The sequence below is a fragment of the Streptosporangium sp. G12 genome (assembly GCF_052983175.1).
Genome location: NZ_JBRIQO010000020.1, coordinates 91,745 through 111,958 on the forward strand (window position 1 = coordinate 91,745; position 20,214 = coordinate 111,958).

General features: G+C 64.5%; 18 protein-coding genes and 3 pseudogenes. 11 read left to right on the forward strand and 10 right to left on the reverse strand.

The window, feature by feature from the left end; translation table 11 throughout:
• The first annotated feature begins 33 nt into the window (after positions 1–33).
• Complete coding sequence (locus tag ACVCAG_RS28595) at positions 34–336, forward strand: type II toxin-antitoxin system prevent-host-death family antitoxin (RefSeq protein WP_440086537.1); 303 nt, start codon at positions 34–36, stop codon at positions 334–336.
• Positions 337–519: 183 nt separating this feature from the next.
• Here the strand turns inward: ACVCAG_RS28595 and ACVCAG_RS28600 are convergent, their stop codons facing one another.
• Together ACVCAG_RS28600 and ACVCAG_RS28605 are read right to left on the reverse strand one after the other, a co-directional pair.
• Positions 520–714 carry a DUF397 domain-containing protein gene (locus ACVCAG_RS28600; RefSeq protein ID WP_447190599.1) on the reverse strand — a complete coding sequence of 65 codons (195 nt, stop codon included), beginning with the start codon at positions 712–714 and terminating at the stop codon, positions 520–522.
• A complete protein-coding gene (locus ACVCAG_RS28605) occupies positions 705–1,529 on the reverse strand; it encodes a Scr1 family TA system antitoxin-like transcriptional regulator (RefSeq protein ID WP_440086539.1) in 825 nt (274 codons plus the stop codon). Before ACVCAG_RS28605 ends, ACVCAG_RS28600 begins: the two co-directional genes overlap by 10 nt.
• A 177-nt stretch (positions 1,530–1,706) precedes the next feature.
• Here ACVCAG_RS28605 and ACVCAG_RS28610 point away from each other — a divergent pair, with 177 nt between their 5' ends.
• From ACVCAG_RS28610 to ACVCAG_RS28620, 3 genes are all read left to right on the forward strand, one after another.
• On the forward strand, positions 1,707–2,036 hold the full coding sequence (locus ACVCAG_RS28610; protein WP_440086540.1) for a hypothetical protein: 330 nt from the start codon (positions 1,707–1,709) through the stop codon (positions 2,034–2,036).
• Positions 2,037–2,140: 104 nt separating this feature from the next.
• Positions 2,141–2,320: a hypothetical protein gene (locus ACVCAG_RS28615; protein WP_447190600.1), complete on the forward strand. Its 180-nt coding sequence runs from the start codon at positions 2,141–2,143 to the stop codon at positions 2,318–2,320.
• A 612-nt stretch (positions 2,321–2,932) separates the two neighbouring features.
• Complete coding sequence (locus ACVCAG_RS28620; RefSeq protein WP_447190601.1) at positions 2,933–3,256, forward strand: hypothetical protein; 324 nt, start codon at positions 2,933–2,935, stop codon at positions 3,254–3,256.
• A gap of 1 nt (position 3,257) precedes the next feature.
• Here the strand turns inward: ACVCAG_RS28620 and ACVCAG_RS28625 are convergent, their stop codons facing one another.
• The 3 genes and pseudogenes from ACVCAG_RS28625 to ACVCAG_RS28635 form a co-directional block, all read right to left on the reverse strand.
• The gene (locus ACVCAG_RS28625) at positions 3,258–4,379 is read right to left on the reverse strand and encodes an IS630 family transposase (protein ID WP_447190602.1); all 1,122 of its coding nucleotides are present in this window, start codon (positions 4,377–4,379) and stop codon (positions 3,258–3,260) included.
• Between the two features lie 75 nt (positions 4,380–4,454).
• The gene (locus ACVCAG_RS28630) at positions 4,455–4,778 is read right to left on the reverse strand and encodes a hypothetical protein (RefSeq protein WP_447190603.1); all 324 of its coding nucleotides are present in this window, start codon (positions 4,776–4,778) and stop codon (positions 4,455–4,457) included.
• A 107-nt stretch (positions 4,779–4,885) separates the two neighbouring features.
• Positions 4,886–5,533: pseudogene (locus ACVCAG_RS28635) on the reverse strand (hypothetical protein); the annotation flags it as partial.
• 490 nt (positions 5,534–6,023) lie between these two features.
• Here ACVCAG_RS28635 and ACVCAG_RS28640 point away from each other — a divergent pair.
• From ACVCAG_RS28640 to ACVCAG_RS28655, 4 genes and pseudogenes are all read left to right on the forward strand, one after another.
• Positions 6,024–6,245, forward strand: a pseudogene (locus tag ACVCAG_RS28640) (Pycsar system effector family protein); the annotation flags it as partial.
• A gap of 473 nt (positions 6,246–6,718) precedes the next feature.
• The gene (locus ACVCAG_RS28645) at positions 6,719–7,273 is read left to right on the forward strand and encodes a hypothetical protein (protein ID WP_447190604.1); all 555 of its coding nucleotides are present in this window, start codon (positions 6,719–6,721) and stop codon (positions 7,271–7,273) included.
• A complete protein-coding gene (locus ACVCAG_RS28650) occupies positions 7,273–9,375 on the forward strand; it encodes a hypothetical protein (RefSeq protein WP_447190605.1) in 2,103 nt (700 codons plus the stop codon). The genes ACVCAG_RS28645 and ACVCAG_RS28650 overlap by 1 nt, the downstream gene beginning before the upstream one ends.
• Positions 9,376–9,383: 8 nt before the next feature.
• Positions 9,384–10,172, forward strand: a complete 789-nt coding sequence (locus ACVCAG_RS28655; protein WP_447190606.1) for a hypothetical protein — start codon at positions 9,384–9,386, stop codon at positions 10,170–10,172.
• A 356-nt stretch (positions 10,173–10,528) separates the two neighbouring features.
• Here ACVCAG_RS28655 and ACVCAG_RS28660 read toward each other — a convergent pair.
• A pseudogene (locus ACVCAG_RS28660) lies at positions 10,529–10,937 on the reverse strand (IS30 family transposase); the annotation flags it as partial.
• A gap of 79 nt (positions 10,938–11,016) precedes the next feature.
• Here ACVCAG_RS28660 and ACVCAG_RS28665 point away from each other — a divergent pair.
• Complete coding sequence (locus ACVCAG_RS28665; protein WP_447190607.1) at positions 11,017–11,280, forward strand: hypothetical protein; 264 nt, start codon at positions 11,017–11,019, stop codon at positions 11,278–11,280.
• 190 nt (positions 11,281–11,470) lie between these two features.
• Here the strand turns inward: ACVCAG_RS28665 and ACVCAG_RS28670 are convergent, their stop codons facing one another.
• On the reverse strand, positions 11,471–12,871 hold the full coding sequence (locus ACVCAG_RS28670; RefSeq protein WP_440086541.1) for a family 43 glycosylhydrolase: 1,401 nt from the start codon (positions 12,869–12,871) through the stop codon (positions 11,471–11,473).
• A gap of 574 nt (positions 12,872–13,445) precedes the next feature.
• Here ACVCAG_RS28670 and ACVCAG_RS28675 point away from each other — a divergent pair.
• Positions 13,446–14,909 carry an RICIN domain-containing protein gene (locus tag ACVCAG_RS28675; protein ID WP_447190608.1) on the forward strand — a complete coding sequence of 488 codons (1,464 nt, stop codon included), beginning with the start codon at positions 13,446–13,448 and terminating at the stop codon, positions 14,907–14,909.
• Positions 14,910–15,030: 121 nt separating this feature from the next.
• Here the strand turns inward: ACVCAG_RS28675 and ACVCAG_RS28680 are convergent, their stop codons facing one another.
• Both ACVCAG_RS28680 and ACVCAG_RS28685 read right to left on the reverse strand, forming a co-directional pair.
• The gene (locus ACVCAG_RS28680) at positions 15,031–16,404 is read right to left on the reverse strand and encodes a S1C family serine protease (protein WP_447190609.1); all 1,374 of its coding nucleotides are present in this window, start codon (positions 16,402–16,404) and stop codon (positions 15,031–15,033) included.
• A 199-nt stretch (positions 16,405–16,603) separates the two neighbouring features.
• A complete protein-coding gene (locus ACVCAG_RS28685) occupies positions 16,604–17,713 on the reverse strand; it encodes an FAD-dependent oxidoreductase (RefSeq protein ID WP_447190610.1) in 1,110 nt (369 codons plus the stop codon).
• Between the two features lie 240 nt (positions 17,714–17,953).
• Between ACVCAG_RS28685 and ACVCAG_RS28690 the strand changes: the two genes are divergently transcribed.
• Positions 17,954–18,424, forward strand: coding sequence for a MarR family transcriptional regulator (locus tag ACVCAG_RS28690; protein WP_440086545.1), 471 nt, complete (start codon positions 17,954–17,956; stop codon positions 18,422–18,424).
• A 130-nt stretch (positions 18,425–18,554) separates the two neighbouring features.
• Here ACVCAG_RS28690 and ACVCAG_RS28695 read toward each other — a convergent pair whose 3' ends face one another.
• Positions 18,555–20,102, reverse strand: coding sequence for an acyl-CoA synthetase (locus tag ACVCAG_RS28695; RefSeq protein WP_447190611.1), 1,548 nt, complete (start codon positions 20,100–20,102; stop codon positions 18,555–18,557).
• Between the last annotated feature and the right edge of the window lie 112 nt (positions 20,103–20,214).

Here is a 20,214-nt window from a genome sequence, read left to right on the forward strand (position 1 = left end):
TTTTCGTACCCTGAGTCCAGAGAGGAGGTCTCCATGGGCGGATGGCAGCTTCGGGAGGCGAAGCAGCGCTTCAGTGAGGTCCTCCGGAGGGCGGTGAGCGAGGGTCCCCAGGTGGTCACCCGGCATGGGGAGGAGGTGGCCGTGGTCATCGACATCGCCGAGTACCGCCGTCTCAGGGGCGAGGCCCCCGACTTCGGACGGTTCCTTCTCGCCGCCCCCGACTGGGACGACGACATCGAGTTCCCCAGGAACCGGGACCTTCCCCGAGAGGTGAACGTCAAGGACTTCGAGGGGACGGGCGTGTCCGTGGTCAACCCCTTCGAGCCGCCGCACTGACGAGAGAATGCCGTGGCCCGGCGAGTGATCACATCCTGGTGTGTCGGTGCTCGGCGCCGGACGGGAAGCACTCGGGGTCGCCTGCCTCGCACGGAATGCCGTAACACCGAAAGGGCTCGCAAAGCGAGTTCGGCCGGCGACACCACGGCGAAAAGCCGGTCACCGCCCCGGAAGGGGAACAGCTTAGATCGTGTCCGCTTTCACCGAGGTGATGAAGTCGGCCCATGCCTGGGGGGTGAACGCCAGGGCGGGGCCGTCAGGGTTCTTACTGTCGCGGACAGCCACGATGCCGGGGAGGTTGGTGGCCACCTCGACGCAGTCGCCGCCGTTGCCGCCGCTGCGGCTGCTCTTGAACCACCGGGCGTCCGTCAGGTCCATGATCCCATCGCTTTCTCCATCAGAGCCACCGAGGCGGACTGCGACAGAGCGCACGCCCGGAGCGCGTCGAGCTGGGTCAACAGGGTCTCGATCTCGGTGGGACCGTTGACGATCTGACCTTCGGCTGCGGTTTCCAAATAAACTATATCGGGCGATCCTCTGAAGCTCGCGATCACGAAAGCCCCGGTCAGACCGGCATGCGCGCCCACGTCCAGCGGGATGACCTGGATGGTGATCCGGGGCCGCCGGACCAGTTCGAGAAGCTGCTCCAGCTGCTTGCGCATGACCTGCGGGCCACCGACCGGACGGATCAGCACGGCCTCGTCAAGGGTGGCCCAGAACATGGGCGGGTCAGGCTTGGTGAGGATCCGTTGCCGTTCCATGCGCGTGGCGACGAGTTCCTCCACCTGCTCGTCGGTGTCGCCTGGTCGTCCTGCCCGCAGAACCGCCCGCGCGTAGTCCTCGGTCTGGAGCAGTCCCGGCACGAGGACAGGCTGGAAGCTTCGCAGGGTCCGGGCCTCTCGCTCCAGCTCGACGAACGGCCGGAACCACACGGGGTAGACGTCTCTGCCGATCAGGGGCCACAGGCGGACGAGAGCACCATCGGCTTTCAGTACCTCGTCACACTTCGCCGCGAACTCCCTCGTCGGGGCACGCCTGGCCGTCTCGATGAGCCCGACGAGGGAGGTGGAGTAGGAGATCCTGCGCGCCAGTTCCTTCTGGCTCCATTGTGCTTGCTCCCGGTATTTGCGCAGTTCAGAACCCCAGTAAGCAAGAACGCTGGCATTCGCGTCCAGCTCGCTCGGTGAGGGCATCTGCACTCCCGTCCTTCAGGGCTCTACACGAATCGTTGAGGGTCCTACATGAGACGCAACTGAATGTGCGGATTTACCGTTGGAGGCGCACACCTACCGAACGTAGTCGCCCGGCGACACTCTGGGAAGGGGAATTCGACCACGCGCATCGACCGCACCGAGAGGAGACGGACAACGATGATCGCTCCCGCTCTGCTGACCGGAACGCCTGCCGTATACGCCGCTGACCAGCTGAGTAACGCGCTGGAACAGCGTGGGATAGCCGCTGACGTCCATGACGGCTACGGCGTCGCCCTGGTGTCGGTCTGGGTCGATCTTCTGGTCTGGACCGACGGCTTCGTCTACCGCTGGTGGACGGGACAGTTCTCGGGGCGAAGCCGCCGACGGCTCTACACGGCCTACACCGTGGACAACCCGGCCGCCGCCGCCCGCTGCGTCGCCCGCCGGTACGAGGAACTACAGCAGGGCCACCCGGTGTCGTCGCAGCTTCGTGGGGACCCGTTGTGATGCTGGTTGAGAAGTGCCTGAGTCCGCATGTGGCCATGGCGCACCGCGATCACACTCGGCTGCAGTGGCGGCCTCCGGATCGGATCGCTGATCGCGTAAGGCCGGTGAGCTGGACCTGTGTGTGCCGCGCCACGGTCTACGAACTGTGCCAGGGCGGCGGGCAGGCGTTCATCCGGCGAACCGTTCAACTCGACCGCAAGCACGCGATCCACGAGACGTGCCGATGGTCTTTCCCCGAAGCTCGGGCGATCTGGGCGGCGCTGCTGTCCGGTAGAGCCCGGTAGAACGGGCGTGGCGGCGTGTGCTTCGGAGGGACGGCGCCGCCACGCCTGCCAGGAGTCACCATGCAGGCTCCTGGCCCATTTCTTCCTCGCCCCCGACAGCTGCCAGATCGTGTGCCCGGCCGAGGGGTCAACTCCGTCTTCGCGTGTCCGTTCCCACGGCGTAAACCGGTACCCCACACCCAACAGGTACAGACGGGGTTGACGCCGACCGAGGGACACGAACACTCCGGTAGCGGGGGCGGGGGAGTCACAAACAGCAACTCGGCCCCTGATCTGGCACTTATCAACGATCACTGCAAGCTAGCTGCATCGAAATAGCTTTGATCGTTTGTTAGGTACTCGTCGAAGTTCGCCGGACGTGGGTGGGTGGCGGGCAACGGCCCCCGGCCGCAGCACAGCCCGCCGAGTTGTCAAATGGCCAGGCAAGCCCCTATCAACAGACAAGCCCATCGGAAAGCTGAACCGCGCCGGGATGGCTGGCGAAGGCGCGGACGAATCCGGCAAGATCGATCATCTCCGGGTAGGTGGCGGTGAGGCCGTCTAGTGCTCTGACCGCATACGTTCACCGGCTTTGGGATCGGCGACCCAGTTGGGTATGAGTACCCTCGGCTCGTGGAAGATCGCGAGCAACACGTGAGGTATCAGCAGGACCGGACCGTGCTGGCGGCGATCGGGGCTCATCTCGATCCCCAGATCAGTCGGATCCGGGTGCGGTTGCCACGGTCCGTGGCTGAGTCGGCGGTCGCTGCCTGGGGTCGCGATGAGCTAGGCGAGATCGGCGAGGAGAGCCGTGAAGAGTACGAACTACGTGACGATGCCGCTGAGCTGGCGTTGATCGGCTTGGCGATCACCTCGCGCGGTGTGTGGGATGGCGAGGAGGTCGTCGTCGACCTGGATGTCGCCCAGATCTCGGCGGCGTTGCGGGCCGCGCGGTAGTTCAAGCTGCGGCAGCGAGAAGTCCTCCTCCCCAGCGCAGTCCCTTCTCGCTGCGGATGCGGGCACGCTCGCGGCGTTGGGCTGTGAGGACGTCGGGGTGGCGAGCATTGGCGTTGCGCCAGCGCAGGTAGGCGTGCAGAGCCCGGGTCTGCACGGGGTGGTTGGGGTGATTGGAATTGGCGATGGTGAATTGCCTTAGCGGTCCGAAGTGGGCCTCGATCGGGTTGGCCCAGGAGGCGTAGGTCGGGGTGAAGCAGAGCTCGACCCGGTGCTTGCTGGCCCAGTGACGGATCTGCTCGCCCTTGTGCGCGGACAGGTTGTCCAAGATGACGTAGATGGGGGCGCCGTCGGGGCGGGCGGCGCGGATCGACTTCAGCGCGGCCAGGGTGCTCGCGGCGCCCTTTCTGTGGCGGTTGATGCCCCACACAGTGTCGTTGCCGACCGAGTAGCAGCCATGGAAGTAGGTGACGCCGTGGGTGCGGCGATAGGTGGCCGGATGCCGCTTGGGGTGTCCCCTCGCGGCCCAGCACGAGCCGCCGGTGGGCCGGATCCCGAGTGGGCCGAACTCATCAAAGGCGAAGACCCGGTCCGCAAAGCGGTCCAGGACCTCCTCGATCCGATCCAGCTTCGCCTCTCGGTCGGGGTCGGGGGACTCCTTCCACGTCTTGGTGCGCTGGAAGGTAACGCCGCGGCGGGCGAGCAGGCAGCGTAAGGCCTCGCGGCCGATGCGGATAATGCGCCCGTGCACCTTCCGCAGGTAGACGACGAGCTTGCGCAGCGACCAGCGGGTGAAGGGCTGGTCGAGCTTGGCCGGTCGGGTGGTGGCCGTCGCGATGACGAAGTCCTCGTCGTCAGAGCTGAGCAGGCGGGGACGGCCTCCCGCCCATTGAGGGTCCAAGCAGGCCAGACCGATCTCGTTGAACCGGTGGATCACATCACGGACGGTGTCCTGATCGGCTTGAACCAGCTGGGCGATCACCGGGACGCGGTTCCCGCCGGCCGAGGCCAGCAGCATCATCGCGCGCCGGTAGCGCACCGAGCTGGTGCTGCCTCGGCGCACGATCTGCTGCAGCCGTTGCCCTTCCTGGTCGGTCAGTCTGCGCACACGGACAGGCTCAGCCACCGCACCTCCAGCGGTCGGATTGGACGCCCTTGCACATCCAACCGCCCCGACCGCCACCTCGGCGAACCTTCCCAGTCAGAGGTCTACTTTGTCGCGCAAGGTATCGATCTCGGCGGCCAGCACAGCCATGTCGCGCACGTGCGTGTAGTACTTGACCGCGTACTCGTCGTCGATCGCCGGGAGAACCTTCTCGAACGCCGCCGTGAGCTTCAGCAAGTCCGCGCGGCGCTGCTCATCGAGTGGGCCTTTGAGGACATCGCAGGCATAGCCGTAGGCGTCCGCGTCGAGCAACACCATCTCCTGGCCTTCGATGTCCAGGCCGCGAAAGCCCGGAGGGAACGGCGCGGCCATGTGCTCGGCCATCAACTGCGAGAGCGCGTTGAGTTTCTCTTTGAACATGTGCAAGATCCTGCCAGGGGCACACGGGCGACGAGGGCCGGTTCGACTTCAACGCGGTGAACCTATGCGGTCACGGCACTAGCAGGACATTGCTGCTTGGCGGTGGGGTTGCCGGGCCGGGTGAGCAAGAGCCTGGCCAGGCGGCGCGGCAAGATAGGCAAACGGTCGGCCTCGACCCGACCCTGGGTGATGTAGCGGTAGAGAAGGTTGAAGCTGCCCCGATAGCCAAAGATCCTTGATCTCTGTGAACAAGTGCACGACGGAGGCGGCAGGGTCGTCGGTGCGGCGGCGTTTGAGGTAGTCGCGGTAGGGGTCGACGAGGGTGGGCCGATACTGCGGGGCCGCGGTGTAGGTGCATCGGTTCGGTCGCACGCGCGTAGCGCTTGACGGTGTTGAGAGATAGGTTCAGGCGTCGCACGCGCTCCAGCAGGCCGACACCCTTTCCAAGCAGGTTGTAGATCTGGTGCCAGCGGTCGGTGACCTGGATGGCTTGTGGAAGGACGCGGCGGGTCGCTTCGGCGTAGGCGCTGGAACCGTTGCGCACCACTACGAGCACGCTGCGGGCGTCGACCAGGACATCGGCCACGCTCCGCTCGTGGTAGCCGTGTACCCGGGGTCTCGGTTCCACAGCGCGAGCACGCGACCGACCCACCCGGGGTGCGTGCCCGCACCCGGATACGTTTCCCCTCGTCCGCCACATCCTCTATGACCAGCGGCAATAAGCCCGAGAACACGACACCCACAAGCTCCTCGATATCACGCGTGACTCACCGTGGCGCAGGGACGTTCCGCCACCACCGAATCTACGACAGAGCCGTTAACTGGACATACCCAGCAAACAAAAAGTACGGCTTTCCCTTCAGTAACCATCCTCGTTCGGGAGAAGATCAATCATGCTTCGTCGAGTCTTCGCCACTCTGGCACGCCCCCACTCCAGCTCACGCGATCTAGCCGAGGAGGATGCGCGCGCCTACGGAGCACTGCTTCTAAGCGAGGCGCGAGAGGAACTGAACAGGGCGGATACGAAAGCTCAAGTGCTACTAGGAATCGTTGGCCTCGGGCTGAGTGCCACTGCCAGCGGACTATTAGCTGGCAGTTGGTCACCGTTCTCCCTGTCTAACGGCATTGAGTGGCTGTGGTGGGTTGGCTCCGGGGCAGCCCTTCTAGCACTCGTATGCCTAGCAGCAGCCGTCTACCCACGTACGACTAGATGGGGCCCCCCTACGTCGTGACACGGTCAGCTACTGGGCGGATGTCTTGCCCTACACCACGACCGAAGAGGTTGCTGAGGCACTTTTGCGCTCCCGAACCTTCGATCTCGGGCGAGTCTCCGATCAGTTGCGACAGGTGGCGGGCATCGTCCGGCGCAAGTACCGCCTCGTCCGCTGGGGTTTCTGGCTGTTGTTGCTAGCGCTCATCACCACTCTTGCCTCCATCTCACTCAACACTGTCATCCCAACGACCTGATACTCCACCACCAAGACGTGATTCGGACATATAAGCGTAAAGGCCCCTTGGATCCCTCTGGGAGTTGTCAAAGAGCGGCGCGCAACGTATGGATGAGCTTACGAACAACCCATCCGGGCTCTTTCGATCACACTTCATCCGAAGACCCACAGGTCGTGACTAGGGACGAGTGCAGGACGAGGGGAAGTGCAATGGATCAAACGTCAAGAGAGACATCTAGTCGGCGACTTCCACCCTATCGTGGGCTGATCGCGGTCGACTGTGTTCAATTCAGCAAGCACCGAAGTATCCATCTTCCCGACCTAAGCTCCGCAATACCGGAAGCGCTTCAAACCGCATTGACCCGATGTGGGATACCTCAAGTATGGGAGAAGCGACGGTTCCCGCAAGCTAATGGAGATGGATACATATTCGGAACCAAGACAAGGTATGTTCCTGCTCTCATCGGCCAAGTTGTACCAAGCCTGCAAAATGTGCTGTATGAACTCGCGCCGACTCTGCGCGCAAAAGAGCGGTCTCTCGACCTGCGCCTGCGTGTCAGTATCCATATCGGACCGATACATGACGAAGGTGACGAGCTAAGGGACCGAATCAGCGAGCCAACGGTATACGCATGCAGATTGCTAGACTCTACTCCTTTGAAAGAAGTACTGAGACAGAGCCAACCAGATGTGACTCTAGTCGGCGCGATAATCTCGCAACGCGTCTTTGAAGACGTTGTGCAGGCTGGATATGTACAGTTACACGAAACAGAGTTCGAGCCAGTTATCGCAGCAGTCCCAGATAAGGGATTTAAGCAGTCTGCGTGGCTCTACATACCACGGCGATCACATCAAGGCCTGGGATCACACGCGTCTACGACAGCGTCGAAAGAAGCCAAGTCGTCCTCGCCCCCTTCACCAAGCGCTACGGCTATCTTCCATGGCAACGTGGGGCAGAACATCACTGCCGGTGAAATTCATGACGGGGTTAATATAGACCTCCCAGAGGGATTCTTTGAATCACGCCGAAAGAAGGAGAAGGAGTAGTGGCTGAAAACGAATCGTCAACTAAGGCCGACTCATCGGCAGAGATCGAACTCGCACCTGATTCAGATCTTCCCCCCACCGAGGAGGGAGTTGATGAAGAAGTCCACAAAGAAGGACCTGACGAGGCACAGGCGGAACCACAAGAGCCTTTACTTCTTCAAAGTAGTTTTCGGGATGCCGTAGGTGCGGCTTTTGTTGGCGCCCGCATTGACAACGTCAATTTAGGCGAAGCTCGAAAAAATGTTGCAACTCGAGTTCTCCACCCAGAAGTCCTGCAGGAGATGAGCGACACGTACGTACGCAAGGATCGGAATGGAGATGACAAGGCGAGCGAGGTAGAAAGAATTCTACACCAGAAAAAATTCGTTGTTATTTCCGGCAACGAAGGGACTGGCCGCTTTATAACCGCAGTCAACGCGATCCTTGCCGCTCAGCTACATCCCGTACAGATACTTTTGGATCCCGACGATATTGAACGTTCGCTTATCACAAAGACCGGGCAGGGGCATCTTATTGACCTAGGCGAACTCGAAGAAGAAGCTGTTGCGAGATTATCCAAAGTCCTCCGTGACTATGTTGCCCGCATACGAGCTTCCATATCCAGCCTCGTCATCATTGCTACACCTCAAGAGTGCCGCCTGCTTGATCCAGATGACGATGCGGTGGTGTCCATCATAGGCCCCTGCGCAGACCCTGTTTTTCGTTCACATCTTGCGTGCGCAACTTCTAGATGGTACGCCGACCAGTATGCCGAATATCCTAAACTAAAAGACGTTCTGCAGGGCGCTACCACTCGTGAAGCTACCCGCCTCGCTAGCCTGGCAAGGAAGCGAGCCGACCATAAAGATTGCACCTCAGAAAAAACAATCGAAGAAGTCTTGGTCGAGTTCTTGAAACGAGCTAACACAGACGTAAGGGATTTATTTAGCAAGACAAGCACCAACCAATCTGAATATCATCGCGCACTTGTGCTCTCCGCATCTGCCCTGGAGGGCGCACGACCGGCTGCTGTATTTTCCGCGACAGCGCAACTCGTTGAGGCACTAGAGCTTGAGAAGTATCCCGGACGTGGCAGTTTCGGGCCAGGTTCATCCAAGCTGTTGGCTTCTATAGACGCAGAACTGGTCGACGGAGTAGTTCGGTTTCGCCGAACAGATTATGCTTTGCCAATTCTTGATTACGCTTGGGGCGACCATGTCTATCTGCGCAAGCATCTAGACCCCTGGATTATTTCTCTCGGTGCTACGAATGAGAGCGACCACATAGGTTCAGTGCTACTTCATCTTGCCGAATCCCACTCTGTGCCCAATCTGATAGTCGATGCGGTTACAAGCTGGGTGGGTAAGTATGCAAGCCGAGCGCGTGCAGTACAGTTGCTGGATAACGCAGCGCTTAGCACTGAGATAGGACGGAGCATCCGACAGTCTCTATATCAGTGGTCGGTTATACCTTCAACGCCGGAGGACATCCAAGTCGCCGTAGCCGAAGTTTGCGGGGGAAATCTCGGAAGCTTCTTTCCGAGAGTAGCGTTAACACGTCTTCGGCACCTGGCAGATCGCGATTCACTGCGAGTCAAAGGTACCGTGTGTGCAGCCCTTGCCGCACTGGGTAGAGATGACAGCCTTCGAGGAATGATCCTTGAAGAGGTTGTAGATTGGACTGGTAGCACGTCGGAGCGCCAGACCACTGGTGCTCTTGCGTTCGCGACTTTGGCCAAGGAGCGAGTCGGAGAACGATACGCTTTCATTCCCCTCGCTTCTGCAGATCAAGAGCTCCTCGATATGCTCGCTCAGGGCTGGCGCGCGACTCTGCGAAATAATCAAACCATGGCTGGCGCCTCTACACTTGCCATGGAATGGATGGAAGCCGGCGTCCAGATGCAAGCATCTAGCGAAATTATTACTAGTATATTTGCTATAGCTTGTAGAAGCAGCTATGACATCGGAATAATAATCCCCCTAGCTAAGCGTTGGATACGCGACTCTTACGAGCCGTCAGTGATGCCACGCGAGGTGCTTTACGAGGAACTGCTAGCTAGAATCGAGGAGCTACGACCCGGCCTCTGGAACCGATCATGTTACAACGCGTTTGATAAAATGTAGGAGATGCTATGGGAGTGTTGACATGGATCCGCGATCTGCTTGCCTTTAAGTATGATCAAGAGCCCATCGAGCAGCGTCATCAGAGCAAGTTTTCAGTGCGGTCACTTCCGAGCTCCTTGCCAGAAGCGTATTTTGAGGCATCGCTTCAACTTACATGGACGATAGAGGGGAATGACAGCCCTCCAAATATGGAGGAGACACACCGGGTGCATCGTCAACTTCGCGAAGTGTTGGAACGCATCACTCCTAACTTCTCGGTTCTGTCGGCAGGGGAAGCGCAGAGCGAAGCCGAAATAGCGGTTTACAGGCAAGCTCACAGAATCGATCGTCAGCTAACATCCGTTCAGATAAATCTCTCAGTAAGCGATGACATGAAAATTTATGCCGAGAACTTCGAGAAAGAGTTACGCCAAAGCGCTCTGACGGAAGCAACTTATGCGATGAAAGCGCGTCAAGCTCACTATGTACGCGATCATCTACTTGCCGATGCCCAGATTGCTAGGCTCTGGTGGCTCGACGGTAGACCGGAGAAGCTACCGGATCTTCTCAAGATGGGCAATAATTTTGAACAAGTTGTTGGATTAGTTCGGGACGGCATGGGCTCGGTTAAAACCCCTGAAGAGGCACTCGTAGTCGAGCAGATCGCAGAAATTATCAAAGACTTTCTCACGCCGTTGGGGCCCCAGCATCGCGAGATTCTCCTCAGTCAGCTGAGTCAAATATTTGATAGCTACGAACGGGAGGACCTCGCTAGAAGCTTACAGAGCTTGAACGGCAGCTCCGCCGGAAATTCTTGAGCTGCTCAAGCTCGTTCTCCTCGAGTAGCAGCGCGCCACGAACATCACCGACGTCGACGCCACCATAGCCGCCGTGTAGTGAAGAGGCCACAGCAGCGCGTATAAGTTGATCGGTCAGCCGTCTTCCTCTTGTCATGGACAAGAGCATGGGCGCAAGGTCTTTACGGTCCTCTAGTTGTGCGAAGTGACCTAACGGCCGTGATCATTTCCCAATCCCTTTCCCAAGGCTCCCGGCCCGCCTCGGCTTAACAACGTTTGAACATAGCAGCGCGCTGTGGCGCCTGCCTCGATCATCCGACTCTTAGAACGTAATTCATTTGGCGGTCGGTCGTTAGACCGTTCGTGGATTCTCGGGTTCAAACTGTCGCCGCAGCGCTGCTGCTAAGCAGCGAGTTTAGATGATCACTGAGGGCTTCTACCGGCGTCTTCCATCCAGGATCTTTCGGGGCCCAGTGTTGAGCGCGAATGCTAGGCTGCCAATTCCTCAGCACCCATCATGATAGATCGGTGCCCTTAGGAAGTACTGGCGCAGCAGGCCGTTGGTGTTCTCGTTGGTGCCACGCTGCCAGAGGCTATGGGGGTCGGTGAAATAGACCGGCAAGCCGGTATCGATGCGCAGTTGAGTGTGCCGGACCAGTTCTGTTCCACGGTCCCAGATCAGCGAGCGACGTAGCTGCTCGGGTAACCCGGTGATCTCTTTGGTAATCGCGTCCCACACGGCATGGGCGCCATGGCTAGCAACGCCGGTCCGTTCTTCACACGCTCTTGAGGGCCGTAGCCCTGCGCCCGTCTGGCCCAGAGCCCCAACGTCGCCGTCGGCCGCTTCTCGACGGTGGAGCGGGTGGTGGTCGACAACGGCACTCTCATGGTCACCAGTTGCAAGCTCCAGGTCGGCCAAGTGCACCGCGGCAAGGTCGTCACCGTCGTCCTTGAAGAGGCCCGATTTCGGATGCTGTTCGAGGGCGAGGAACTGTCCGTGCATCCGCGAACCGTCATCAAGGAGGTCAACCGGCTGCGAGCAAGCGGCCACATCGACTACAGGATCTGGACCGGGTGGAAAGCATCAGTCGACATCGATCCGTCAATCATCACCCGAAGCTTTGCATAAAATCGGAAACCGTCGGCTATCTGATCGTCGTGAGAGCCCTCCGGCTTGCAGTTCTGTGTTTTCCCAGGTCAGAGTTAGATACCGCTCCTGCCACGCAGTCCTGGCGATCCTCGCGCCGACCGGCGATCCCGAAAACATGGTTGCCTGGACCGGTGTTCTCCGGATACTCCGTCGCGACAGGGAGGACGGCTCAGAGGCTGGGCACGATCGGGCGGATCGTGCCGTCGGTGTTGAACTCCATCCGGTCGACGGCCACCTCCCGGTTGGTGCCGTTCCCCGCCGGTACGGCGAACCGGTGGTAGGCGACGTACCAGGTGTCGGTGCCGGGCGCCCGGACGACCGAGTGGTGACCGGGGCCCTTGATCCCGGCCTCCAGCCGCTTCTGCAGCACGACGCCGCGCCTGGTCCACGGTCCCGTCGGGCTCGTCCCCGTGGCGTACGCCACCCGGTAGTCCTCGCTTCGGGTGTCGTTCTCCGACCACATGAGGTAGTAGATCCCGTTCCGCTTGAACACGAACGGCGCCTCGTTGTAGCCCGAGGGGGTGATCACGCGCACCTGCGCGGGATCGAAGGAGGTCATGTCGGCGTTCAGCGGCACGACGCGGGCGGCGCCCTGCCCCCAGTACAGGTAGGACCGGCCGTCGTCGTCGGTGAAGACCATCGGGTCGATCGCCTGGCCCGAATACTGGCCGGCGGCGACGAGCGGCCGGCCGAGCGCGTCGCGGAACGGGCCCGTGGGCGAGTCCGACACCGCGACCCCCAGCTGCTTGGCGGTGTTCCCGGAGGCCGCGCCGCCGCTGAAGTACAGGTAGTACCGGCCGCCCGCGGCCGCGACCGCGGGCGCCCAGGCCGAGTCGTCGGCCCACGACACATCCGGGCCGTGGTTCAGGACGACGCCGTGGTCGGTCCAGTTCACCATGTCGGCGGAGGAGAACGCCTTGTAGTACGTGCCGCCCCAGCCCGCGTAGCCGTCGGTCGTCGCGTACAGGTAGTAGCGGCCGCCCGCGGCGACGACGTGCGGGTCGGCGAACAGGCCGGGAATCACCGGGTTGCGGTTCGTCTTGGGCGCCCACGGCGCGACGATCTTGAACGAGCTGTCCGCGCGGAACCCCGCGGTGTCCTGGTAGGTGTCCAGCCAGAGCCCGAAGTCGCGGTGCCTGATCCGCCGGCCCGGATAGTTGTAGGAGGTCAGGGACGTCGAGCCGGCGACAGACCCGTCCACGGCACAGAACGTGGCGTCGGCGCGGAAGGTCGCGTCACCGGTGTTGGCGTCGACACGCAGCCGCCAGTCGTAATGCCGCAGGAACAGGCCGTTCTTGGTCTGGAAGGAGTAACACGACGGCGAGGCTAGACCGTTGACCACGGTGAACGTGGCGTCGAGCCTGGTCTGGGCCGGGCTCGCGGAGGTCACCGGGTCGAGGCGGCCGAGCGCGTCGGCGTGCCGGACGTAGTGGCCGGGGTAGTTGACCGCCTCCAGCGACCGGGCGCCGGTCGGCAGCGTCGCGGCGTACGCCGGAGAGGCCGTCGTCACCAGGACGGAACTCGCGAGTACGAGCGCGGCCGTCCCGGCCGCCCATCTGCCGACCGTCATACGGACCTCTTTCCGAGCGCTGAAATGTTATCGCTAACATTCATTGACGAAGAACCGCCGCGCGAGGGGGCGGGGGACGCCGATGCGCGTGGTGCACCATCCGCGGCCGCCGGGGGGCGGCAGGTCAGCGTCACATCAGTGTGTGCGCTCACATTCGATCGGTCAAGCCTGTCAGATCCGGCGAAGCCGCATTCCGGAACCCTCGCGGTGGATCTGTTGACATCCACGATGGCAACGTAAACACTCTGCGGAAACACAGCGGAAACATCGACGCGCCCTCATCGTCGCCGTCCCACGGGGTCCGCCCGTTTCCACGGGCCAACGCGAACCGTCGGCTGTTAGCGCTAACACAACCGCCTGCCATTCCGTTCCTCGCAGAAGGGTGCCTGTCGTGTCCCCGCGCCGAACGATTCTCGCGAGCGTCGCGTCACCGGCGACCGTACCGGGCCGCGTCGTCCCCCTTGCCGCCGAACGGCCCACGGCGGCGGCGAATCCGACCGGCCTCACCGGCTGCCGCCGGGCGCGTCCAGATCACCCACCAGGCCAGATCACGCATCAGGAGGTGTAGATCACCATGAGAACGAGCTTACGCAGGGCGATCGGCAGAACGATCGCCGCCGCCCTGCTCGTCGCCGGTGCCGTCATCGCCCAGCCGGTGGCGCCGTCCCAAGCCGCTCATACCGCCCAGGCCGCGCAGGTCACGATCACCAACGGGACGCAGTTCCGCGACACCGCCGGGAACCCGCTGCACGCACACGGGGGCGGGGTGCTGAAGGTGGACACGTACTACTACTGGTTCGGCGAGAACCGCAACGCCGACAACACCTTCCGCGCCGTCTCGGTCTACCGGTCCACCGACCTGCGGAACTGGGAGTTCCGGCGCGACGTCCTCACCCGCACGTCGAGCGCCGAGCTGAACGTCTCCAACATCGAACGACCGAAGGTCATCTACAACAGCTCCACCGGCCGCTACGTCATGTGGATGCACAAGGAGAACGGCGTCGACTACGGGCAGGCCCGCGCCGCCGTCGCCTCCTCCGCGACCGTGGACGGCGACTACACCTACCACGGCAGCTTCCGCCCCCTGGGCCAGCACATGTCCAGGGACATCACCCTCTACAACGACAACGGCATCGCGTACATGATCTCGGCCGCGAACGAGAACCGCGACCTGCACATCTACCGCCTCACCTCCGACTACCTGAACGTCAGCGCCCTGGTCGGCAACTTCTGGCCCGGTGGCACTCGCGAGGCCCCGGCCATGTTCAAGCGCGGCGGCACGTACTTCCTGCTGACGTCCGGGGCCACCGGATGGAGCCCGAACCAGGCCAGGTACGCGACGGCCTCCAGCGTCTCGGGCCCGTGGAGCGGGTGGACCAACGTCGGCGACGGCACGACGTTCGGCTCCCAGCCGGCGTACGTCCTGCCGGTGCAGGGCACCTCGACGACGAGCTACCTCTACCTGGGCGACCGGTGGGCCGGCGCGTGGGGCGGCCCGGTGAACGACTCCCAGTACGTGTGGCTGCCGATCACGTTCCCGTCCGCCACGAGCATGAGCCTGAGCTGGAGCCCGCAGGTCACCGTCGACACCGCCACCGGCGAGATCTCCGGTTCCGTCGCACCGGCGTACCGGATCACGGCCCGGCACAGCGGCAAGGTGATGGACGTCGTCAGCGCCTCCACGGCGAACAACGCCGAGGTGAAGCAGTATCCGTGGAACGGCGGCGGCAACCAGAGGTGGCAGTTCCAGGACACCGGCGACGGCTATCTCCGCCTGGTCGGCCAGAACAGCGGCAAGTGCCTCGACGTCGCCAACGCCTCGACCGCCGACGGCGCCAACGTCATCCAGTACACCTGCGGCACCGGCGCCAACCAGCAGTGGCAGTGGACCGCCACCGGCGGCTACCACCAGCTCAGGGCCCGCCACAGCGGCAAATGTCTCGACGTGGCCAACGCCTCGACCGCCGACGGCGCCGACATCCAGCAGTACGCCTGCGGCACCGGCACCAACCAGCAGTGGACCCGCACCCAGTCCTGATCACCCGCGCGACCGGAGAGCCCCTGACATCCTGCTCGCGAAGCGAGAGGCCGGCGTCTCGGAATCCCCGGACGGCGGGGCCCGCGGCACCGGGTCGTGGAAATGGGAACGCCGCCGGGACCTACTCGCCGGTCTTCTCGGCGAGGGTCACGGTGACGGTGCCGGGCTGCCCGTCGCGGACGTAGGCGATGGTCACCTGCTGGCCGGGCTTGAAGCCGCGGACGGCTCCGACTACGGTTGCCGCCTCGTCCACGGTCGTGTTGTTGATCTTGGTGATCAGGTCGCCCTGCTGGATGCCCGCCTTGGCCGCGGGGCTGCCCTCGGTGACCTGGCCGACCAGGGCGCCACCCGCGTCCCCGGTGGCGTCGGTCACGCTCACGCCCAGGAAGGCGTGGGAGACCTTGCCGCTCTCGATGAGCTGCTGGGCGACCTGGTTGGCGGTGGTGATGGGGATGGCGAAGCCGACACCGATGCTGCCCTCGCCGCCGTTGGTGGCGATGGCGGTGTTGATGCCCACCACCTCCCCGGCCGCGTTGACCAGCGCCCCTCCCGAGTTGCCGGGGTTGATCGCCGCGTCGGTCTGGATGGCGCCGCCGATGGTGGTGGCCCCGCCGCCCTGCTGCTGCTGCCCGCCCCAGCCGGGCGGGAGCTGCTGCCGCCCCTGGTCACCGCCGACGGTGAGGGTACGGTTCAGCGCGCTGACGATCCCTGCGGTGACCGAGCCGGACAGGCCGAGCGGGCTGCCGATGGCGAGGACGGAGTCACCGACCTTCAGCCGGTCGCTGTCGCCGAGCGTGGCCTTGGTGAGGCCGGAGACGCCCTCCGCCTTGATGACCGCGAGGTCGGTGGCCGGATCGGTGCCGATGATCTTCGCGGTGGCGGACTTCCCGTCGCTGAACTTGACCGTCACCTGGCTGCCAGGACCCCCCTGGCCCCCGGCCTCCACCACGTGGTTGTTGGTCAGGATCAGGCCGTCGGCGGACAGCACCACCCCGGATCCCTCGCCCCCGCCGGCGGCGGTCCTGATCTCGATCGACACCACGGAGGGCTGGACGGCCTGGGCGATGTCGGCGACCGTGGTCGCGTTGCCGACCGGGCTGACCACCGGGCCGGCCGACGAGACCTGGGCGACGGCGCCGCTGTTGAGGCTCGTCGCGGCGAAGGCCCCCGCGACCCCGCCACCGACGGCCATGGCCGCCAGCGCGAGACCGGCACCTACCTTCTGCCCTGCGGTGAGCCGCCCCCGCTGCGGGGGGACCGCCCCCGGCCCCCCGTGTCCCCCGTGTCCCCCGGGCCCCCCGGCCCCTCCGTACCCTCCGGGCGCCTCGGCGGCGAGCTGCTCCGGCACCGGGTGGATCAGCGTCGGCTGCGGTCCGGTGTCGGCGGCGCGGTAGGCGCCGGCGCGGGGCGGCACCTTGCCGAACTGGGTCCAGCCGTCGTTCCCGGGGGTCGCCGCGGCCGGTGTGTCCTGCTGCTCATTCCTGTTCGGGTCCATGTCTTCCCCCACGTCCTACGTCCCCCCGATCGAACGGGCGGAGGCCGGTGGTCACCGGCTACTGAAAACAATGCCCGACCGCGTATAAGACCTGGTTAAGAGCCTGATCGCGGTGATCGGGATCCTCTGACAACGGCTTTATCCGCCGTGCTCAGCGAGGGTCCCGATCATTCGAAATCACCGGGCGAACACTTCGCGGCTACTTCTCACCGACCCCGAAGACCTCCACCTGGTTCTCGATCAGCAGGCCGCCACCCTTGATCTGCGCGACGGCGGGGCCGTCGAGGACGCCGTCCTGGCCGGGGAGCTGGCCCGAGCCGCGCTCGGGGCCGAGCGGCACCACGATGACGGGCGGCATCGGCTCGTAGGCCCCCACCTCTCCCTCGCCGGTGATCAGGGCGCGGATGTTCGCGGCGACGACCTCGGCCTGCATTCCCGCGTGCGCCGCCATCGGCGGGCCCAGGGTGGTGATGTCGCCGAGCGCGAAGACGCTGTCCTGCCCGACCAGCCGCAGCTCGGGGGTCACCTCGACGAGATGCCTCGCCGTGAGGGCGGGGGCCAGGTCGTCGGCGAGGTAGCCGGTGAGGGGCCTGACGCCGTGGCAGCGGTACCAGATGTCGGCGGTGACCTCCGTGCCCGCCTCGGTCGTCACGGTGAAGGGCGCGGCGGTGCCGGGCTCGGTCGCCGGCGCCTCGCGCAGCGGGCTGCCCAGCAGCAGCTCGATGCCGAGCTCGTCCAGCTGGCGGCGGAGCTCGACCCGCAGCTCGGGCTTGTACGGGCCGGGGAGGATGTCGTCGCCGATGTCGGCGACGGTGATGCGCTTGTCGGGCCAGACGGCCCTGATCTCTCCGGCGAGCTCCAGTCCCACCGGGCCCGCGCCCAGCAGCAGCACCCCGTCGGCCGCGGCGAGGGCCCGGTGCGAGGTCCGGTAGTGCTCGTGCGCGGCCTCGGTCTCGACGGCGTCGCTCTTGCCGGGGAACGGGTAGGAGGAGCCGGTCGCGAGCACGATGTAGTCGGCGGCGATCTCCTCGCCGGACCCGAGGACGACGCGCTTGGAGTCGACGCTGACGGCCCGGTCGCGGACCACCCGGCCCCGGGTGAGCAGGGTGTCGTACGGGAAGTAGATGCGCGGCAGCCAGGCCGGGTCCACCAGGGCCCGCAGCGCGGCGACGTTGTGCACGAAGGCGTCCTTGGGGTCGACGAGCACGACGTCGGCCACGTCGTCGAGCGCCTTGGCGACGCGGACGCCTCCGTAGCCTCCGCCGACCACGACGACGGTGGGCTGCCATGCGGGTGCGATATCGCTCATCACAGGTTCCCGATCTCTTTCTGGTTCGGAATCACGTTGGTCCGGCGCGGGCGGAGCCCGGACGGCCGTCGGCTGGATCCGGCCGCCTCGCGGTGGACACGTCGGCCGGGACGTCGAAGCGGGTCTGACCAGGCCGTACGTGCCGATGCGGCGCCCGGCATGTCGTTGACACTAACATATCGTTGAAGGGCGTCAACTATTTAGGTTCACCGATCATTCGATCCGTGTTACGGTACGGGCATGGGAGTCGAGGACATCCGTGCGCCGAGGGCCGTGGACCGTCTCGGCATGCTTCTGGCCCGCCACGGCACCGTCACGAACATCCGCATGCGTCACGCACTCGGCGTGACCGGCCTGACCCCCAGGCACGCCGTCACGCTGATGAACCTCGAGGAGAGCGGCCCCATGGGCCAGCAGGCCCTCATCGAGGCGCTGGCGGTCGACCCCAGCGTGCTGGTGGCGATCCTCAACGATCTGGAACGTGACGGGCTCGCCGAGCGCCGCCGCGATCCCGCCGACCGGCGCCGCCACATCGTGGAGATGACCGCCGCGGGAGCGGACGCGCTCACCAAGGTGCAGGAGGCGCTCACGGCGCTGGAGCGAGAGCTGTGCTCCGGCCTCGACGAGGAGGAGATCGCCCAGCTCTACGGGCTCCTCAGCCGCATCAACACCTCGGCCGAGGAAGAGAAACAGGCCTGCGCCGAGGAATGACCGCCCGGGTTCCCGGCGACCGCCGCCGGCGGCCCCGGTTCCTCGCGGGCCGGCCCGTCACCGTACGCGACCCTCTCCCGTCGCGGCGATCCCGCCGATCAGGTGGACGCGGGCACCACCGCTGGACGGCTCAGGAGCCGGCGGGCCAGTACTCGTCGCGCAGGAGGCGCTTGTAGAGCTTTCCCGTGGGGTGCCTGGGCAGTTCCTCGCGGAAGTCGACCGACCGGGGACACTTGTAGAGCGCGAGCTGGGACCGGCAGTACTCGATCAGCTCGGCTTCCAGCCCCGGGCCCGCCAGGTCCATGGAGAGCGGCTGGACGACGGCCTTGACCTGCTCGCCCATCTCCTCGTCGGGAATGCCGAAGACGGCCACGTCCGCCACCTTCGGATGGACGGACAGGACGTTCTCGGCCTCCTGCGGGTAGACGTTGACCCCGCCAGAAATGATCATGTAGGAGCGGCGGTCGGTGAGGTAGAGGAAGCCCTCCTCGTCGAGATAGCCGATGTCGCCGAGGGTGGTCCAGCCCCGGCCCCGGGGGTCGCGCGAGGCCCGCGTCTTGTCCTCGTCGCCGTGGTAGACGAACTGGGGGCCGTCGGAGAAGTAGACGGTGCCGTGCTCGCGCGGCGGCAGCTCGTTGCCGTCCTCGTCGCAGATGTGGACGACGCCGAGCAGCGGGCGGCCGACCGTGCCCTTGTGACCGAGCCAGTCCTGGGAGCCGGCGTACAGGAAGCCGTTGCCCTCGGTCCCCGCGTAGTACTCGTGGACGATCGGGCCCCACCAGTCGATCATCCGTTCCTTGATGGGGACGGGGCAGGGGGCGGCGGCGTGGATCGCGCAGGTCAGCGACGACAGGTCGTAACGCGCGCGGGTCTCCTCGGGCAGCTTGAGCATCTTGATGAACATGGTCGGCACCCACTGTGAGTGGGTGACGCGGTACTTCTCGATGAGCGCGAGCGCCTGCTCGGGGTCGAACCTCTCCATCACGACGAGCGTGGCGCCCAGGCGCTGGAAGGTCATGCAGTAGCGCAGCGGAGCGGCGTGGTACAGCGGCGCCGGGGAGAGGTAGACGCTGTCGGCGGAGGGCGCGAACAGGAACTGGATGAGCTGCAGCAGCGGCCCGGGCGTGTCCAGCGGGGCCTGGGAGAGGGTGGGCTTGACACCCTTGGGTCGTCCGGTGGTACCCGAGGAGTAGAGCATGTCCACGCCCTGGCACTCGTCCTCGACCGGGGTGGCGGGGTGGGCCGCGACGGCCTTCTCGTACGAGTCGAAGCCCGGGGCCACGCCGTCCAGCATGAGCCTGAGCCCGACGCCCGGGGTACGGTCCGCGATGGAGACGGCCACGTCCGCGAGGGCGGCCGAGGAGATGAAGATCCGGGCCTCGCAGTTGTCGACGATGTAGGCGAGCTCGTCGGTCTTCAGCCGCGGGCTGATCGCGGTGTAGTACAGGCCGGAGCGGTGCGCGGCCCACGCGACCGCCAGGAACAGCGGGTGGTTCTCCAGCATGAAGGCGATGTGGTCACCCGGTCGCAGCCCGGCGGCGCGGAAGAGGTGGGCGAGGCGGTTGGACTCCTCGTCCAGCTCGCGGTAGGTGACGACCCGTCCGGAGCCCGCCATGATCACAGCGGGTTTGTCGGGCGAGACTGCTGCGATCGCTCCCGGGTGCATGAAACCGAACATTACTCGGTGAGAAGTTCGGTGAGAAGTGCCCGCACGCGGCTGGGCCGCGACCTCGCGTGAGGTCGCGGCCCAGGGGGTGCTCAGGCCTCGGGAGAGTCCTGGCCGGGTGGAT

Bases quoted from the DNA above. Each gene is read 5' to 3' on its own strand.
- ACVCAG_RS28630 (WP_447190603.1), bottom strand. From the start codon at position 4,778: ATGTTCAAAGAGAAACTCAACGCGCTCTCGCAGTTGATGGCCGAGCAC.
- ACVCAG_RS28685 (WP_447190610.1), bottom strand. From the start codon at position 17,713: ATGAGCGATATCGCACCCGCATGGCAGCCCACCGTCGTCGTGGTCGGC.
- ACVCAG_RS28680 (WP_447190609.1), bottom strand. From the start codon at position 16,404: ATGGACCCGAACAGGAATGAGCAGCAGGACACACCGGCCGCGGCGACC.
- ACVCAG_RS28600 (WP_447190599.1), bottom strand. From the start codon at position 714: ATGGACCTGACGGACGCCCGGTGGTTCAAGAGCAGCCGCAGCGGCGGC.
- ACVCAG_RS28610 (WP_440086540.1), top strand. From the start codon at position 1,707: ATGATCGCTCCCGCTCTGCTGACCGGAACGCCTGCCGTATACGCCGCT.
- ACVCAG_RS28605 (WP_440086539.1), bottom strand. From the start codon at position 1,529: ATGCCCTCACCGAGCGAGCTGGACGCGAATGCCAGCGTTCTTGCTTAC.
- ACVCAG_RS28595 (WP_440086537.1), top strand. From the start codon at position 34: ATGGGCGGATGGCAGCTTCGGGAGGCGAAGCAGCGCTTCAGTGAGGTC.
- ACVCAG_RS28690 (WP_440086545.1), top strand. From the start codon at position 17,954: ATGGGAGTCGAGGACATCCGTGCGCCGAGGGCCGTGGACCGTCTCGGC.
- ACVCAG_RS28655 (WP_447190606.1), top strand. From the start codon at position 9,384: ATGGGAGTGTTGACATGGATCCGCGATCTGCTTGCCTTTAAGTATGAT.
- ACVCAG_RS28675 (WP_447190608.1), top strand. From the start codon at position 13,446: ATGAGAACGAGCTTACGCAGGGCGATCGGCAGAACGATCGCCGCCGCC.
- ACVCAG_RS28695 (WP_447190611.1), bottom strand. From the start codon at position 20,102: ATGTTCGGTTTCATGCACCCGGGAGCGATCGCAGCAGTCTCGCCCGAC.
- ACVCAG_RS28670 (WP_440086541.1), bottom strand. From the start codon at position 12,871: ATGACGGTCGGCAGATGGGCGGCCGGGACGGCCGCGCTCGTACTCGCG.